Genomic DNA, 15,439 nt, shown 5'->3' on the forward strand with positions numbered 1-15,439 from the left:
TTGGGGGCGCGGGACGGCCCCCACCGGACCGCCGAACAACTGCATCCGCCTCCGAGGCCGGGGGAAGCCGGTGCGATTCCGGCGCTGACCCGCAACCGTGAGCCGCGCCGCCCGTCGGCGCGACGCAGTCGGACTGCCCGGCCGGAGACGAGCGGCCCTCCTCCGTCGTGGGTCTACGGGCGGCCCGTGCGCACGGGTCCGCTGCGACCGCTCCCGAAAGGCTTTCTCCCATGCTGACCGCTGCCCGCCTGGGCGCCGCCGCACTGGCCGGCGCCCTGCTCGCCGGCGCCGCCGCCGTGCCCGCGCTCGCCGACCCCGATCCCGCCTCCGCCTCCCCCTCTGCCTCTTCCGAGGCGTCCGGCTCCGGCTCCCCGTCCGCATCGGCCTCCGGTTCGGCGTCCGGTTCGGCGTCGGGGTCCCCGTCCGGCTCGCCCACGGCGGCGTCCGGGGTGCCCGCCGGGCTGTACGGCAAGGGCGACCCGCAGTACGACGGCGTGTGGCGGCAGTCGCTGGCGCTGATCGCCCTGCACCAGGAGAAGGTCGAACCCGCCGAGGCCGCCGTGACCTGGCTGCTCGGCCAGCAGTGCGAGGACGGCGGCTGGCCGTCCTACCGGGCGGAGGGCGCGGCCTGCGTCCCCGCCACCGAGGACTCCAACGCCACCTCGATGGCCATCCAGGCGCTCACCGCACTCGGCGGCCACCAGCAGCAGGTCACCCGCGGCACCGACTGGCTGCGCGCCAAGCAGACCGTGGACGGCACCTGGGCGTACAACCCGGGCACGCCCGGCGACGCCAACTCCACCGCGCTGGTGGTGAACGCGCTGCTGGCCGCCGGCCTCGACCCGGCCACCACGGCCACCCCGGGCGGGCAGTCCGCCTACCAGGGCCTGGCCTCCTTCCAGCAGGGCTGCTGGACCCCCGCCGAGCAGCGCGGCGCGTTCATCTACCAGCCGGTCACGGGCTCCCCGGCCGCGCCCAACACGCTCGCCTCCGCGCAGGCGCTGCTGGCCTCCGCCGGCGGACACCTGCCGGTCACCACCGCCGACCGCAAGGGCGCCGCGCCGAAGGCCCTGGCCTGCCCGGACACCCCGGGCGACGGCCCGGTCACGCACGCCGACTCCGCCGAGGCGGACGCCGCCTGGCTGACCGGCAAGCTCGCCGCCAACGGGCAGCGCCTGCTGCTGGACACCCCCGGCGCGGCCGCCACCGCCGACTACAACTCCACCGCCTGGTCGGTGCTCGGCCTGGTCGCCTCCGGCCACTTCACCGAGGCCGCCAGCGCCGCCGACTGGCTGGCCGGCAACGGCTACGCCTGGGCCGCGCAGAGCAAGAGCGGCACCGACCCGGCGGCCACCGCCACCCTGGTGCTCACCGCCCGCGCCGCCAAGCTCGACCCGTACAACTTCGGCGGCGCCAACCTGGTGCAGCTGCTGGTCGACTCCGGCCCCAAGCCGAAGGTCGGTCCGAGTGCCGGCGACCCGCAGGCCACCCGCGCGCCCGGCTCGGCGATCACCGAGCCCGACGAGAACAGCGGCTTCTCGGCCGGCTGGCTGATCGCCGTCGGCCTGCTGGTCGGCATCGGCGCGGGTATCCTGCTCAGCCTCAACCGCCGCCGCCACACCCCTGCCGGGGGCTCCGCGACCGCGACCGCGACCGCTCCGACCGGCGACGGCGCGTCGTCCGGCGACGGCGCGTCGTCCGGCGACGGCGCGTCGGACGGGAAGTCGTCGGACCAGAGGCCGTCCGGTGACAGCGCCTCGGGCGAGAAGCTTTCAGGCGAGCAGCCGTCGGGTGAGCAGCCGGAGCAGGGCCGGTGATCGGCCGGGTGCGCCGAACTCCCATACCCGCCGGGGCCGTTGTCGCCCTGCTCGGGGTGCTGGTGGCGCTGCTCGGGCCGGGCGCCGGGTCCGCGCAGGCGGCGGACTACCGGTACTGGTCGTTCTGGAAGGGCGGCGCGGACGGCTGGGCGTTCCAGCAGGTCGGGCCGACCGGGAACGTGCCCGCGGACGGCGCGGTGGACGGCTGGCGGTTCGTGCTCAGCCCGGACGGCGGCCAGGACGCACCCCGGCCGTCGCTGCCCGCCGACTTCTCCGCGATCTGTGCGAACACCGCGCCCAGCGGTGGCCACAAGCGGGTCGCCGTGGTGCTCGACTTCGGCACCGCGAAGGACGCCCCGAACGGTGAACAGCCCGCCGAGGCACGCTCGGTGTGCGCCTCGGTGCCGAGCGCCGCGAACTCGGCGGAGGTGCTGGCCGCGGTGGCCGCGCCGCTGCGCTACGACTCCGGCGGGCTGCTGTGCGCGATCGCGGGCTACCCGCGTGCGGGCTGCGGCGAGCAGGTCGCGGCGGGCTCCAACTCCGGTGCCGCATCGGGCGGTTCGGCCGACAAGGGCGACGGCGGCCCGGACGTCGGCGTGATCGCCGGGGTCGGTGCGGTGGCCCTGCTGGGCGTCGGCGCGCTCTGGCAGGCCCGTCGCCGCCGCACCCGCTGACCATGTCCGTCCACCGTCTGCGCCGCACCGCTCCGACCGCCTCCGGGTCCGCGAACCCGGGGGCGGTGCACAGCCGTTCGCTGCCCCGGCAGCTGCACCCGGGCGCGTGGTGGCTGTGGTCGCTGGGCCTCGCGGCGGCCGCCAGCCGGACCACCAATCCGCTGCTCCTGCTGCTGATCCTGGCGGTGGCGGGCTTCGTGGTGGCGGCCCGGCGCGGCGAAGCGCCGTGGGCCCGCTCGTACGCGGCGTTCCTGCGGCTCGGCCTGCTGGTGCTGGCCGCCCGGTTGGTGTTCGCGATCGTGCTCGGCTCGCCCGTCGGAGGCACCCACGTCCTGTTCACGCTCCCCCAACTCCCGCTCCCTGCTTGGGCGCAGGGCGTCCGGCTGGGTGGTTCGGTGAGCCTGGAGGGCGTGCTGTTCGCGCTGTACGAGGGCCTGCGGCTGGCGGTGCTGCTGGCCTGCGTGGGCGCGGCCAACGCGCTGGCCTCGCCGTCGCGGCTGCTGCGTTCGCTGCCGGGCGCGCTGTACGAGGCGGGCGTGGCGGCCGTGGTGGCGATGACGTTCGCGCCCAACCTGGTCGCGGACGTCCGCCGTCTGCGCGCGGCCCGTCGGCTGCGCGGCCGCACCGACCGGGGTGTGCGGGCGGTGCTGTCGGTCGGACTGCCGGTGCTGGAGGGCGCGTTGGAGCGTTCGGTGGCGCTGGCGGCCGCGATGGACACCCGGGGCTTCGGCCGCACCGCCGACGTGCCGCGCCAACTGGTACGCACCGCAGGCGTGTTGACGCTTGCCGGGCTGCTCGCCGTGTGCAGCGCCAGCTACGGGCTGCTCACCGCGGGCAGCCACGCCTGGGCCCTTCCCGCCCTGCTGGCGGGCGTCGCCGCGTCCGCCGCCGGGCTCGCCCTGGGCAGCCGGCGTTCCGTCAGAACCCGGTACCGGCCCGACCCCTGGGCGCTCCCGGAGTGGCTGACCGCCCTCTCGGGCGCGCTGGTCGCGGCCGCCCTGATCTGGTACGCGGGCCGCTGGCCGGAGGCCCTGACGCCGTCGGTGGTGCCACCGACCGCGCCCCGACTGCCGCTGCTGCCCGCCGCGGCCGTGCTGCTCGGCCTGCTGCCCGCCTTCGTCACCCCCGAACCGCCCCGGAGCAACCGGTGATCACTTTCGAGCAGGTCGGCGTCCGGTACGCCGACGCCGCCGAACCCGCCCTTCGCGGCGTCGACCTGACCATTCCCGAGGGCGAACTGTGCCTGCTGGTCGGCCCGTCCGGCGCCGGCAAGTCCACCCTGCTGGGCACCGTCTCCGGCCTGGTGCCGCACTTCACCGGCGGCGTCCTGGAGGGACGGGTCACCGTCGCCGGCCGCGACACCCGAACCCACCGGCCACGCGACCTCGCCGACGTGGTCGGCACCGTCGGCCAGGACCCGGCCGGGCACTTCGTCACCGACACGGTCGAGGAGGAACTCGCCTACGGCATGGAGTCGTTGGGCCTGCCCCCCGCCGTGATGCGCCGCCGGGTCGAGGAGACCCTCGACCTGCTCGGCCTCGCCGAACTGCGCGGCCGCGCGCTCTCCGCACTCTCCGGCGGCCAGCGCCAGCGGGTGGCGATCGGCTCGGTACTGACCGTCCACCCCAAGGTGCTGGTGCTGGACGAGCCCACCTCGGCGCTCGACCCGGGCGCCGCCGAGGAGGTGCTGGCCGTCCTGCAACGGCTGGTGCACGACCTCGGCACCACCGTCCTGCTCTCCGAACACCGGCTGGAACGCGTCGTCCAGTACGCCGACCAGGTCCTGCTGCTCCCCGGCCCCGGCCAGCCCCCCGTGCTCGGCGACCCCGCCACCCTGATGGCCCGCTCCCCCGTCCGGCCCCCGGTGGTCGACCTCGGGCGGCTGGCCGGCTGGAACCCGCTGCCGCTCACCGTCCGCGACGCCCGGCGGCGCGCGGCGACGCTGCGCGAGCGGCTGCCCGCGCCCGTCGTCGTTCCTCCTGCGGCGCCGTCGGACCCCGCGATCGCCACGGTCTCCCGGCTGGTGGTCTCCCGCGGCCCCGTCCCCGCTCTGCGCGGCGTCGAACTCGCCCTGTTCCCCGGCCAGATCACCGCGCTGATGGGACGCAACGGCGCCGGCAAGTCCACCCTGCTCGGCAGCCTGGTCGGCCTGCACGCCCCCGACTCCGGCACCGTCCGCGTGGACGGCCTCACCCCGCACAAGTCCCGCCCCAAGGACCTGATCCGCTCCGTCGGCCTCGTCCCGCAGGACCCGCGCGACCTGCTGTACGCCGAAACCGTCGCCGAGGAGTGCGCCGCCGCCGACCAGGACGCCGACGCCGAACCCGGAAGCTGCCGAAGCATCCTCGCCACCCTGCTCCCCGGCATCGACGACCAGCGCCACCCCCGCGACCTCTCCGAGGGCCAGCGCCTCACCCTCGCCCTCGCCGTCGTCCTCGCCGCCCGGCCCCCCGTCCTCCTCCTCGACGAACCCACCCGCGGCCTCGACTACGCCGCCAAGGCCCGGCTCGTCGACATCCTGCGCACCCTCGCCACCGACGGCCACGCCGTCCTGCTCGCCACCCACGACGTCGAACTCGCCGCCGAACTCGCCCACCGCACCGCCGTCCTCGCCGAGGGCGAGATCGTCGCCGACGGCCCCACCCCCGAGGTCGTCCTCGCCTCCCCCACCTTCGCCCCGCAGACCGCGAAGATCCTCCCCCCGTACCTCACCGTCCCCGAAGTCGCCCTCGCCCTACGGGACTTGCCATGACGCCGCACCCCCTTCCCGCCACCCGTCCCGTGCCCGGCCCCGTCCCGCCGCATGTGCCTGCCACCCCGGAGTACCCCCGATGAGCGGTCAGCCGTCCCTCGAACTCGCCCGGCCCACCCGACCCGGCCGCACTTCCGCCCACCGACCCGTCCCGCCGCATGTGCCTGCCACCCCGGAGTGCCCCCGATGAGCGGCCAGCCGTCCCTCGAACTCACCCGGCCCGTCCCGCTCGGGCGGCGCTCCGTGCTCGTGCTCGCGCTGGTCTCCGCGATCGGCGTCGCCGCGTTCGGCTGGCCGCTGCTCGCCGCCCGCGACTCCGACCTGGTCGGCCACTCCACCGACGCGCCGTGGCTGTTCGCCCTGCTGCTGCCGCTACTGCTCGCCGTGCTGGTCGCCCAACTCTCCGAGGGCCGCCACGCCACCGGCGCACCCGGCCTGGACGCCAAGGCCGTCGCCATGCTCGGCGTCCTCGCCGCCGCCGGCGCGGCCCTGCGCCCGCTCGGCGCCGGCACCGCCGGACTGGAGCCGATGTTCTTCCTGATGGTGCTCGCCGGACGCGCCCTCGGCCCGGGCTTCGGCTTCGTCCTCGGCGCGCTCTCGATGTTCGCCTCCGGCCTGCTCACCGGCGGCGTCGGACCCTGGCTGCCGTTCCAGATGCTCGCCATGGGCTGGGTCTGCCTCGGCGCCGGACTCCTCCCGGGCGCCGCCCGCCTGCGCGGCCGCGCCGAACTCGTCCTCCTCGCCCTCTACGGCGTCGTCTCCGCCATCGGCTACGGCGTGGTGATGAACCTCCAGGGCTGGCCCTACATCGGCGGCCTGAGCACCTCGATCTCCTTCGTCCCCGGCGACCCCCTCCCCGCCAACCTCACCCGCTTCGCCCTCTACTGCCTCACCACGTCCCTCGGCTGGGACCTCCCCCGCGCCGCCCTCACCGCCGTCCTCTGCCTCACCGTCGGCGGCCCCCTCCTGCGCACCCTGCGCCGCGCCACCCGCCGCGCCGCCTTCCACTGATCGGCCAGCTCCCAGTGCGTCTTCCGCACCTCCGCCGCCGAGACCCCGGCCCGTACGTGACGTCGCGCTCGGTGGCCCACTCCGTCCGCCGGGTGAAGGCGAGTTCGGCCGCCGGTGACCAGCCCCGGAACGACTCCCCCAGGCGAGCTCCGGTGGGCCGGCCCTCCAACCTGCGGCGTACAGACCGGCCTTGACGTTCTGCCGCAGTCCCATGCAGAGGGCCGGCCTCCGCCGAGACCGGCCCTGGTTCCCCGTGTACTTACGCCTTCGGCCCGGCCGACTGCACCACCTCGAACGACCACACCGTCGACCCCGTCGCCGCAGGCTTCGGCCGGTCGCCCCCGCCCTGGTGCGCGGACTTCATCGGGCCCTCCATCCACGCCTGGAACGACTCCTCGTCCCGCCACCGCGTGTACACCAGGTACTGGTCCGTCCCCTCCACCGGCCGCAGCAGCTCGAACCACTCGAACCCGTCCGCACCCTCCACAGCCCCGGCCCGCGAGCCGAACCGCTGCTCCAACACCTCCCGCTGCTCAGCAGGGACAGTCAGCACATTGATCTTCACAACGCTCATGCCGCCATCCTCCCCCACCTCACACCCCCGCACCCGCAGGCCCGCCCAGCTGCCACCTGACCTCTCCGTCCTCCCACTGGTCAGTGGGCGCGAGTCCGGCCGCGGTGGCGACGGCGGCGGACGCCGCGTGCTCGGGGTGGATGTGCGCAACGACTGTGTGCACCGAGAGCTGCCGGAGCCGGGCGACGAGCCCCCGGGCCGCCTCGGCGGCAATGCCGCGCCGTTGCCAGGGCGTTCCCACCACCCAGGCGATCTCCGCGACCGCCCCACAGCCGTCGGTGGTGACCGTCGCCTGGACCGTCCCCACCAGACAGGCCTCGTCACGGAGCCGGATCACCCAGTTGCACCAGGACTCCTCGGGATCGGGCGAGCCGGCCACCCACCGCTCGTAGCGCGCTCGCAGGGCCTGCGCGGTGTCCGGCGCACCGCCGATGAAGGCGTACAGGCCGGGGTCGGTCAGCACGGCGGCCATCTCCTCGGCGTGCTCGACCCGCAGGGGCAGCAGGTCCAGTCGGTCGGTGCGGATCTCTTCGGGCTTGAACTGGCTCACGCTGCCTCCGGGTCGGGTCGTCCGACGAGTATCCGGCGGGCAGCCCGCACCCGGACAACGGGGTCTCAGTGCGGAATCCCCGGCCCCTCCCGGCTCGGGTCGAATCGAGTCGGGAGGGGCGGGCGAACGTCCGGGCTCGGGTGACGAGTCCAGGCTGGTCAGGCCGACTGCGCGGAGGTCTGCTTCATGCCGTCGACGATGGCACGGGACGTGATCGCGTTGGTGAAGATGACCGTGCCGGGCTTGATCAGGCCGCCGCCGGAGGTGCCTTCGACCTGGACGGTGCGTTCGCCGAGGAAGGCGAGCGAGGACTTGTCGAAGATCCACTCGGTGCGCACGCCGGTCTTCTCCTCGAAGCGGGCCACCGCGACCCCGTGGCGGCCGGCGGCGTCGACCGCGTCGTCCACCTTGGTCACGCCCGGGATCTTGGCGGCGGCCTTGTAGAGCGCGGCCGTGAGCTGGGGGGACGGGTAGCTCTCGATGAGCAGGTCGCCGATGGTGGTGAACGCCTCCGCGTCGGGGCCGGGGCCGTGGCCCGCCGTCTCCGCGTAGATCTTCTTCAGCAGGTCGTCGGGGTTGGTGGGCAGGGCGGCCAGGTAGTTGTAGGACGGCGCGTTGAGGGCCGGCGCCTCCGTCGTGTCCAGCGAGATGCCGTCCTTGTTCCGCCGGTCGATCAGCCAACCCTTGTGGCCGTCCACCGACTTCCAGCTCCGCCGGGTGTCCAGTTCCTCGCTGACCGCCGAGTCCTTGCCGTTGACCGACCACACCGAGGTGCCGGCGACCTTCGACTCGATGTAGACGAACTGGCCCGCACGCGCCTGCGGGGCCGTGCTCTCCTGGGCGACCATCGAGATCCGGTCGAGCAGCTGCACGGCTCCCTTCGGGTCGGCGGGGCGGATGTCGGTGGTCAGGACGGGTGCGGTGCCGGGGGCGATGGCCTCGACCGGGTCGCTGCCCCGGCTCAGGCCGGCACCGACCACGACGGCGCCGGCCAGGACGGACGCCGCCACCGGCAGCAGGACCACGCGGCGCAGGAACGGGTTGCGCCGCCGGGGGGCGCGGACGGGGGTGGCGTTGGCGAGGTCTTCGTGGATCTGGGCCATCAGGCGCTCCTTGTGGAACTGGTGGCGACCCGACGGCAGATCCCGCTCCACGGTCGGTAGGAGGCCATCGGCCTCCGTCCGATCAGCCGGGAGCGGCTGGGAGGGGCTGGCGTTCATCGGTTTCCTTCCGGTACGGGCCGGACCGCTGTCGCGCGGTCCCCATTCATCTGTCGAGGACGGCGGGCGGGTTCCCGTTTTCCCGCCGCCAGTTCCGCATGGGCGAGCTTGCGCAGCTTGGTGCGGGCGCGGGACAGCCGGGAACGCACGGTCCCGACCGGAATGCCCAGGGCCTCGGCCGCCTCGGTGTACTCCAACCCCTCCCACAGGCACATCACCAGGACCTCGCGCTCAGCCCGGCGCAACGTGCCCATCGCGGCCATCGTCGCGGCGATCCGCCGCCGGTCGTCCACCTGCCCGGCCACCTCCTCGGCGTGGTCGGGTGTCTCCACCACCGAAGGCCCCGTCGCAGCGAGCGCCGCGGCCGCCGCCCGGTAACGCCGGTTGCTACGACAGTGGTTGCGGGCGAGGTTCGTCGCGATGCCCAGCAACCACGGCCGCAACGACCCGCCCTCGGCCCCCACCTTGCCGCGCAACCGCCAGGCCTCCATGAACGTCGCCGACATGACGTCCTCGGCGACCGACCAGTCCGCGGTCAGCCGGAACGCATGGTTGTAGACGGTCCGCGCATACCGGTCGAACAACTCCCCGAACACACCCGGGTCCCCGGCCCGCACCCGGGTTCGCATATCTGTGATCACCCCTATCCTCTGTCCGGCGCCCGCCCTCGAGTTCCCGTGACCCACATCACGCCCGCCCCTCCGGACGAATATTCGCGAATCAGCGCCCCGCCGCGCCTGGTGCGCGGGCATTCTGACGCCGACCGCCAACAGGAGGGAACAGGGAGACATGACCCGTCGACTGCGCTACATCGGCAGCAACTCCGGAAGCGACGGCTGCCCGACGCTGTATGAGGACGAGGAGACCGCGCAGGTGATCGTGCAGGGCGACCTGGTCACGGACCCGGCGGAGGTGGCCCAGTTCCGCAACATCAAGCCCGGCGAGGGGTTTGTGACGGTGCCTCGTGTCCTGCTCGCGGACTTCGCGCCGCGTGCCACCGAGCGCGAGCCGGTGCTGATCAGCTACGACGAGTTCGAGTCGATGTTCCACACCTTCCAGCACACGGCCTTCCGGCTGGAGACCCGCCGCCAGTACCGCTCCGACGAGGAGACCGAGACCTACCGCCGGTTCGTGGCCGGCGAGGACCCCGCCTGGGACATGAACAACGACTGGGCCCGCAACCGCCGTGTGCAGTCCGCGCAGGGCAAGCGGTTCGAGCGAGTGCGGATCATGGACAACCCGCCGACCCTCGGCCAGCGTTACCTGCTCGACAACGCCGAACAGATCGGCACCGTGGGCGAGGACGTCCGCTACCTGTGGCGAGAGGACGCGGATCGCCTGGGTCTCCCGCTGGAAGACGCCTGGGTGTTCGACTCCCGGGTGATCGCCCTGCTGCACTTCGACGCCGACGACGTGCTGACCGACATCGAGGTGATCACCGACCCGGTCCGGGTCAACCGGGCCTGCCAGGAGCGGGACGCCGCCTGGCACTTCGCCGTACCGCACCGCGAGTTCCGTGCTGGGGTACCGTCCGGCGAGTGACCACCGATTTCCAACAGGCCCGATACGCCCTCGGTCTGCGGCTCCGCGAGCTGCGGACCGAGGGCGGTCTCACAGGTCGTCAACTGGCCGAGCACCTCGGATGGACCCAGTCCAAGGTCAGCAAGCTGGAGACCGGCCGCCAGACCGCCACCCACGATGATCTACGGGCCTGGGCGGACGGCGTCGGACAGCCCGGGGCGGCAGCCGAACTGTCGGCCCGGCTTCGCGCTTTCGAGACGCAATCCCGTTCCTGGCGACGGCAGTTGGCGGCCGGACACCGGCCGGTCCAGGACCGGTTGACGGTCGAGTACGAGCGTTCGTCCACCACAAGGGCCTGGCAGAACGCGATGATCGTCGGCCTGCTCCAGACACCGGACTACGCACGGCACATCTTCGAGGCCTACGTCGGCCTCCACCGCTCCCCCCGCGACATCGACGAGGCCGTCCGGGCCCGCATCCGCCGCCAGGAGTTGCTGTACCGGCGCGGCAAGCGCTTCCACATCGTCATGTGGGAGGCGGCCCTGCGCGCCCGTATCTGCCCGCCGAACGTGATGGCCGCCCAACTCGACCGTCTGAGCGGGGTGATCGGGTTGGACACCGTCACTCTCGGCATCGTCCCGTTCGACGCGCCGGTCGAGCTGCCGCCCGCCAACGGGTTCTGGGTCCACGACGAACGCCTGGTCATCGCCGAGGACTGGCACGCCGAACTCTGGCTGGACGACCCCGACAGCGTCGCTCTCTACCTGCGCGTGTGGGAGTCGCTGAGCCGCGCGGCCGTCCACGGCCCGGAGGCCCAGCGGGTGATCGCCCGGTGCCGTCAAGTGCTGAACACCACCTGAGCCCGGGCAGGAATCCGGGCCAGTCCGCGAACTCTTCCCACTCGCAGGGGAATTACCGAGAATCAGGCCCCTCCGCCACACCCGCCGCCACCTAGCGTGAGCATCGGGACGGAAGCCCGTCCCCCAGGCGAGAACAAGGAGGCACCATGCCCGCGTTCGGCGGAAAGCACGGCGGCGGCAGCGGCGACGGATCCGGTGGCGGTCAGCAGGACGACAGCAGCAGCGGCAACAAGCACGGTGGCGGCGGCAGCGACGAGGGCGGGAACACCTCGGACGGCCAGGGCCCGGCGACGGGGCGCTGACGTGGTGACGGCACGTCAGCGCGCGGAGGCCGGTCGCGACCGACTCGCCTCCGCGCTCATCGCCAACGGCTCCCTGCAACCCGACTGGTTCGCGGCGTATCACGCCGTCCCTCGGCACCTGTTCGTGCCGGACACCGTGTGGCCGGGGATGGCGGACGGGGTACGGCAGGGTCACGCGGTGAGCCGGCGGGAGGATGCGGACGCGTGGTGGCGGGCGGTGTACGCGGACGTGCCGTTGACCACGCAGTGGGACGACGGGGCGAGCACCGGCAACACCAGAGGAACCATGCCGAGTTCGTCGAGTTCGATGCCGACGATGGTGTTCTCGATGCTCGCCGCCCTGGAGGTCGCGCCCGGTCACCGCGTGCTGGAGATCGGCACCGGCACGGGCTGGAACGCCGCGCTGCTCTCGCACCGTCTCGGGTCGGCGAACCTCACCACCGTCGAAGTCGACGCGAGCACGGCCGCCGACGCCCACCGCCGGCTCGCCCGGGCCGGGTACGCCCCCACCGCCGTGGTCGGCGACGGCGCGGCCGGGCACCAGCCGACCGCGCCGTTCGACCGGGTGATCGCCACCTGCTCGGTACGGCGGGTGCCCCGCGCCTGGATCGAACAGTGCCGCCCGGGCGCGGTGATCGTCGCACCCTGGGGGCCGGAGTACGGCGGCGAGGCCGTGGTGAAACTGACGGTGGAACAGGACGGCGGCGCCCGCGGCAGGTTCGTCCACTCGTCCGCGTTCATGCGCCTGCGCGCCCAGCGCGCCACCCGCCCGAACAGCCGCGCCTACCTGTCGGAGCCGTGGCCCGCCGACGGCGTCCGCTCCACCACCACCCTGTCGCCGGACGAACTCGGCGACTGGGCGGCCATGTTCGCGATCGGCAGTCGTGTCCCCGGGGTCTTCCCGCTGACCGAGCGGTACGGGGACGGGTCCTACACGCTCTGGTTGCACGACACGGCCGTCACCTCGTGGGCGACGGCCGATTGGGAGCCGGGCGGGCGGGAGGAGTTCGAGGTGGTGCAGTCCGGACCACGCCGACTGTGGGACGAGGTGGAGGCCGCGTGGCGGTGGTGGAACGAGCGGGGTCGGCCGGGGTTCGAGCGGTTCGTGCTGAGGGTCTCGCCGGACGGCGCGCACACCGTCCAACTGGACTGACCGGATCAGGAGTTGCGGCCCGACAGCGCGAGCGCCCAGGTCAGGCAGGCGAAGGCGGCGGTGGAGGTGAGGGCGCGGACGAGGTTCCAGCGGACCCAGACGTCCTCGAAGGCGGCGCGGACGGCGGCCGGGTCGGCGAGCTTGTCGGGGGCGCCGGCGGCGGCCAGCTTGTCGTTGAGGGGCACGTTGACGGCGCTGGTGATGACGAACATGGCGAGGTGGAGGACGGCGGCGGCGCCGATCCACAGCAGGACGGTGCGGTTGCCGCCGCGCCACTGCAGGATGCCCGCGGCGACGATGAGCACCAGCGCGCCGAGGAAGCTGAGCATGAACCAGCCGTTCAGGATGGCCACGTTGATGCGCTGCATGGTGTCGACGAAGGCGCGGTCCTCGACCTTGGCGAGGCCGGGCATCACCGAGCAGGCGTAGGAGTAGAACAGGCCCGCACTGAGCCCTGCGGTGAGGGTCGCGCCGATCAGCGTCACCGTGCGAAGAACTGCCATGCCGTGGGCCCCCGTTCGTCTGGTCATGGCGCCCAGTCAACTCGGTGGACGAGCCCAAGATCCATGGCCCAGAAGCTCGTTGACATACGTGAGCGTCCACCCGGCCGGGCGCCGGACGTCTACGCTGGCGGCCATGGACGCGCTCACCGCACTGCTGACCGGCCCCCGGGCCCAAGGGGCGTTCCTGCTGCGGTCGGTGTTCGACCCGCCGTGGGCGATCCGGATCGAGGACCGGGCGCCGCTGACGGTGCTGACCACGGTGCGCGGCGACGGCTGGATCGTCCCGGACGGCGGCCCGCCGGTGCCGCTGCGGGCCGGGGACCTGGCGATCGTCCGCGGGCCGGAGCCGTACACCGTCGCCGACCGGCCGGAGACCGCGCCGCAGGTGGTGGTCCACCCGGGGCAGGTGTCGACCACCCCCGACGGCGAGCGGATGTGCGAGGAACTCGACCAGGGCGTGCGGACCTGGGGCACCGCCAGGGACGCCGCGACGGTGCTGCTCAGCGGCACCTACCAGCTGCACGGCGAGGTCAGCGGACGGCTGCTGCGCGCGCTGCCGCCGGTGCTGCGGCTGCCCGCCGAGGAGTGGAGCTCGCCGCTGGTGGCCCTGCTGGAGGCGGAGATCGGACGGGACGAGCCAGGCCAGGAGGTGGTGCTGGACCGGCTGCTCGACCTGCTGCTGATCTCCGCGCTGCGCTGCTGGTTCTCCCGCGACGCCGCGCACGCCCCGGCCTGGTACCGGGCGCACGCCGACGCGGTGGTGGGCCGCGCACTGGGCCTGCTGCACACCGACCCGGCGCGCGCCTGGACGGTGCACGAGCTGGCCGCCGCGACCGGCGTCTCGCGGGCCGCGCTGGCCCGGCGCTTCACCGACCTGGTGGGCGAGCCCCCGATGGCGTACCTCACCAGCTGGCGGCTCGCCCAGGCCGCCGACCTGCTGGCCGAACCGGACGCCACCCTCACGGCGGTCGCCCGCCGGGTCGGCTACGGCAGCGGCTTCGCGCTCAGCGCCGCGTTCAAGCGGGTCCGCGGGCTCAGCCCCCAGCAGTTCCGCGAGCAGGCGGGCGCCGCGGCCGGCTGACAGACCCGGCGGCCCGGCACATCGCCCAGGGCGCACCCCGGCCCGGGCGTCCCTGTTGCCCCGTGGGATGGTCCTGCATAATCACCCCGTTCGATTCCGACCCGAGGAGGACCGGCCGATGCCGGCAGATCGCTGCCCCAGCTGCGGCACCGTAGGGCCGGCCGGCAGCTGCGCGTGTCAGGCGATCTCCCCGACCGAGCAGACCGCGGTCCTCCCGCCGCTGGACGGCCCGCACCTGGTGCGCCCGTACGTCGCCGACACCCCGGTGATGGAGTCCGGCAACCCTGCCGCCGACCCGTTCGCCACCCAGGTCGTCCCGCCCGCGGTGCAGCCGATCACCTCCCAGGTCGCCCCACCTCCGGTGCAGCCGATCACCCCCCAGGCGCCGATGGCCCAGCCGCCGCACATGCCGATGGCCCAGCCGCCGCAGGCCGCCGGCCCCTTCGCGCCGCCGCCCGCCCCGTTCCCCGACCAGTCGGACGCCGCCGCGACGCAGCTGCTGCCGCCCGTCCAGGCCCAGGACCCGTCGGCGCCCGGACCGTTCGTGCCGCCCGGACAGTCCGTGCCGACCGGGCCGGGCGCCCCGTTCCAGCTCGGCCGGGTGGTCCCCCCGCCGCCGCAGCCCGAACCGCCGACCGCGCTGATCCCCCCGGTGCCCGCCGACTCCGACCCGGCCACCGTGCTGCTCCACCCGGTCCCGGACGGCCCCGAGCGCCCGGCCGCCGACCTGGGCATGTTCAGCTTCCACGAGGACGAGTCGGCCGCACCCGTCAGCCGGACGGAACGCCGTTCGCAGCGGCGGCGCAGCGCCGACCGCAAGCGGCTGGTGATCGCGGGCGGCGCGGTGGGTGTGACCGCGCTGGCCGTGAGCATGGCGATGCTGCTGTCCTCCTCGCCGGACAGCGTCGACCACGCGCTTCCCGCGCCGACCGGCCCGGCGGTGGCCTCCTCCGCCGCGACCACTCCGAGCGCGCCGCCGAGCGCCGAGGCGTCCCCGGACGCGTCCGCGAGCGCGGACAGCCCGTCGCCGACCCGCAGCTCCGCCCGCCCGTCCCAGAGCGTCGCCACCAAGCCGGCGACCGCCCCGACCACCGCCCCGGCCGAGCCGACGTCCGCGCCCCCAACCGGCCCGTCGTCCTCGCCCTCGCCCAGCGCGAACCGGACGCTGCGCCGGAACGACACCGGGCCGGACGTGGTGCAGCTTCAGCACCTGCTGATGAAGGCCAGCTGCATGCCCGTCAACTGGCTCGACGGGGACATCACCGACAAGTACCAGCCGGGGTTCGGCGCCCAGACGCAGAACGCGCTGATGAATTTCCAGTGGAAGTACCGCGGCAAGCTGAAGGGCATCGAGCCGGGCGTCTACGACCCACAGACCCAGGCCCTGTTGCAGGAGATGGCCCAGAACCCCAAATGCTGAG

The 15,439-nt window shown here is 74.1% G+C and carries 16 protein-coding genes and 1 riboswitch; of the genes, 11 read left to right on the forward strand and 5 right to left on the reverse strand.

Going from position 1 to position 15,439, the window contains the following annotated elements; genetic code table 11:
* Nucleotides 1-62: 62 nt before the first annotated feature.
* Nucleotides 63-149: riboswitch (cobalamin riboswitch) on the forward strand.
* Nucleotides 150-230: 81 nt separating this feature from the next.
* From ACFV18_RS10375 to ACFV18_RS10395, 5 genes are all read left to right on the forward strand, one after another.
* A complete protein-coding gene (locus ACFV18_RS10375; RefSeq protein ID WP_380481434.1) occupies nt 231-1,817 on the forward strand; it encodes a prenyltransferase/squalene oxidase repeat-containing protein in 1,587 nt (528 codons plus the stop codon).
* On the forward strand, nt 1,814-2,491 hold the full coding sequence (locus ACFV18_RS10380) for an SCO2322 family protein (RefSeq protein WP_380481436.1): 678 nt from the start codon (nt 1,814-1,816) through the stop codon (nt 2,489-2,491). Before ACFV18_RS10375 ends, ACFV18_RS10380 begins: the two co-directional genes overlap by 4 nt.
* Before the next feature lie 2 nt (nt 2,492-2,493).
* On the forward strand, nt 2,494-3,642 hold the full coding sequence (locus ACFV18_RS10385; RefSeq protein WP_380481438.1) for an energy-coupling factor transporter transmembrane component T: 1,149 nt from the start codon (nt 2,494-2,496) through the stop codon (nt 3,640-3,642).
* On the forward strand, nt 3,639-5,243 hold the full coding sequence (locus tag ACFV18_RS10390) for an ABC transporter ATP-binding protein (protein ID WP_380481439.1): 1,605 nt from the start codon (nt 3,639-3,641) through the stop codon (nt 5,241-5,243). Before ACFV18_RS10385 ends, ACFV18_RS10390 begins: the two co-directional genes overlap by 4 nt.
* 186 nt (nt 5,244-5,429) lie before the next feature.
* Entirely contained in the window at nt 5,430-6,254 is an 825-nt protein-coding gene (locus ACFV18_RS10395) for an ECF transporter S component (protein ID WP_380481441.1), read from the forward strand.
* Nucleotides 6,255-6,513: 259 nt separating this feature from the next.
* Here ACFV18_RS10395 and ACFV18_RS10400 read toward each other — a convergent pair whose 3' ends face one another.
* The 4 genes from ACFV18_RS10400 to ACFV18_RS10415 all read right to left on the reverse strand — a co-directional run bounded on the left by ACFV18_RS10400 (nt 6,514) and on the right by ACFV18_RS10415 (nt 9,239).
* Entirely contained in the window at nt 6,514-6,828 is a 315-nt protein-coding gene (locus ACFV18_RS10400) for an antibiotic biosynthesis monooxygenase family protein (protein ID WP_380481442.1), read from the reverse strand.
* 19 nt (nt 6,829-6,847) lie between these two features.
* Nucleotides 6,848-7,378, reverse strand: coding sequence for a GNAT family N-acetyltransferase (locus ACFV18_RS10405; protein WP_380481444.1), 531 nt, complete (start codon nt 7,376-7,378; stop codon nt 6,848-6,850).
* A 158-nt stretch (nt 7,379-7,536) separates the two neighbouring features.
* The gene (locus ACFV18_RS10410) at nt 7,537-8,598 is read right to left on the reverse strand and encodes a CU044_5270 family protein (protein ID WP_380481446.1); all 1,062 of its coding nucleotides are present in this window, start codon (nt 8,596-8,598) and stop codon (nt 7,537-7,539) included.
* Nucleotides 8,595-9,239: an RNA polymerase sigma factor gene (locus ACFV18_RS10415; RefSeq protein WP_380481447.1), complete on the reverse strand. Its 645-nt coding sequence runs from the start codon at nt 9,237-9,239 to the stop codon at nt 8,595-8,597. Before ACFV18_RS10415 ends, ACFV18_RS10410 begins: the two co-directional genes overlap by 4 nt.
* Before the next feature lie 148 nt (nt 9,240-9,387).
* On the opposite strand from ACFV18_RS10415, the gene ACFV18_RS10420 reads away from it, so the two are divergent.
* The 4 genes from ACFV18_RS10420 (at nt 9,388) to ACFV18_RS10435 (ending at nt 12,434) form a co-directional block, all read left to right on the forward strand.
* Nucleotides 9,388-10,140: a DUF6879 family protein gene (locus ACFV18_RS10420; RefSeq protein ID WP_380481449.1), complete on the forward strand. Its 753-nt coding sequence runs from the start codon at nt 9,388-9,390 to the stop codon at nt 10,138-10,140.
* Nucleotides 10,137-10,979 (forward strand): helix-turn-helix domain-containing protein, encoded by an 843-nt coding sequence (locus tag ACFV18_RS10425; RefSeq protein ID WP_380481451.1) that lies wholly within the window; start codon nt 10,137-10,139, stop codon nt 10,977-10,979. Before ACFV18_RS10420 ends, ACFV18_RS10425 begins: the two co-directional genes overlap by 4 nt.
* Before the next feature lie 146 nt (nt 10,980-11,125).
* Nucleotides 11,126-11,281, forward strand: a complete 156-nt coding sequence (locus ACFV18_RS10430) for a hypothetical protein (protein WP_380481453.1) — start codon at nt 11,126-11,128, stop codon at nt 11,279-11,281.
* A 4-nt stretch (nt 11,282-11,285) separates the two neighbouring features.
* Nucleotides 11,286-12,434: a methyltransferase domain-containing protein gene (locus ACFV18_RS10435; protein WP_380481455.1), complete on the forward strand. Its 1,149-nt coding sequence runs from the start codon at nt 11,286-11,288 to the stop codon at nt 12,432-12,434.
* Nucleotides 12,435-12,439: 5 nt separating this feature from the next.
* On the opposite strand, the gene ACFV18_RS10440 is transcribed toward ACFV18_RS10435, so the two are convergent.
* The gene (locus ACFV18_RS10440) at nt 12,440-12,937 is read right to left on the reverse strand and encodes a DUF1772 domain-containing protein (protein WP_380481457.1); all 498 of its coding nucleotides are present in this window, start codon (nt 12,935-12,937) and stop codon (nt 12,440-12,442) included.
* Nucleotides 12,938-13,070: 133 nt separating this feature from the next.
* Here ACFV18_RS10440 and ACFV18_RS10445 point away from each other — a divergent pair, with 133 nt between their 5' ends.
* Together ACFV18_RS10445 and ACFV18_RS10450 are read left to right on the forward strand one after the other, a co-directional pair.
* Complete coding sequence (locus ACFV18_RS10445) at nt 13,071-14,018, forward strand: AraC family transcriptional regulator (RefSeq protein ID WP_380481459.1); 948 nt, start codon at nt 13,071-13,073, stop codon at nt 14,016-14,018.
* Nucleotides 14,019-14,136: 118 nt separating this feature from the next.
* On the forward strand, nt 14,137-15,438 hold the full coding sequence (locus tag ACFV18_RS10450; RefSeq protein ID WP_380481461.1) for a hypothetical protein: 1,302 nt from the start codon (nt 14,137-14,139) through the stop codon (nt 15,436-15,438).
* Nucleotide 15,439 lies beyond the last annotated feature (1 nt).

This window comes from Kitasatospora sp. NPDC059673 (assembly GCF_042734215.1).
GTDB lineage: Bacteria > Actinomycetota > Actinomycetes > Streptomycetales > Streptomycetaceae > Kitasatospora.

What these genes read in the sequence shown, in the direction of transcription:
- ACFV18_RS10440 (WP_380481457.1), bottom strand. Translation starts at nt 12,937, where the DNA reads ATGGCAGTTCTTCGCACGGTGACGCTGATCGGCGCGACCCTCACCGCA.
- ACFV18_RS10385 (WP_380481438.1), top strand. Translation starts at nt 2,494, where the DNA reads ATGTCCGTCCACCGTCTGCGCCGCACCGCTCCGACCGCCTCCGGGTCC.
- ACFV18_RS10420 (WP_380481449.1), top strand. Translation starts at nt 9,388, where the DNA reads ATGACCCGTCGACTGCGCTACATCGGCAGCAACTCCGGAAGCGACGGC.
- ACFV18_RS10445 (WP_380481459.1), top strand. Translation starts at nt 13,071, where the DNA reads ATGGACGCGCTCACCGCACTGCTGACCGGCCCCCGGGCCCAAGGGGCG.
- ACFV18_RS10450 (WP_380481461.1), top strand. Translation starts at nt 14,137, where the DNA reads ATGCCGGCAGATCGCTGCCCCAGCTGCGGCACCGTAGGGCCGGCCGGC.
- ACFV18_RS10400 (WP_380481442.1), bottom strand. Translation starts at nt 6,828, where the DNA reads ATGAGCGTTGTGAAGATCAATGTGCTGACTGTCCCTGCTGAGCAGCGG.
- ACFV18_RS10430 (WP_380481453.1), top strand. Translation starts at nt 11,126, where the DNA reads ATGCCCGCGTTCGGCGGAAAGCACGGCGGCGGCAGCGGCGACGGATCC.
- ACFV18_RS10410 (WP_380481446.1), bottom strand. Translation starts at nt 8,598, where the DNA reads ATGAACGCCAGCCCCTCCCAGCCGCTCCCGGCTGATCGGACGGAGGCC.
- ACFV18_RS10395 (WP_380481441.1), top strand. Translation starts at nt 5,430, where the DNA reads ATGAGCGGCCAGCCGTCCCTCGAACTCACCCGGCCCGTCCCGCTCGGG.
- ACFV18_RS10375 (WP_380481434.1), top strand. Translation starts at nt 231, where the DNA reads ATGCTGACCGCTGCCCGCCTGGGCGCCGCCGCACTGGCCGGCGCCCTG.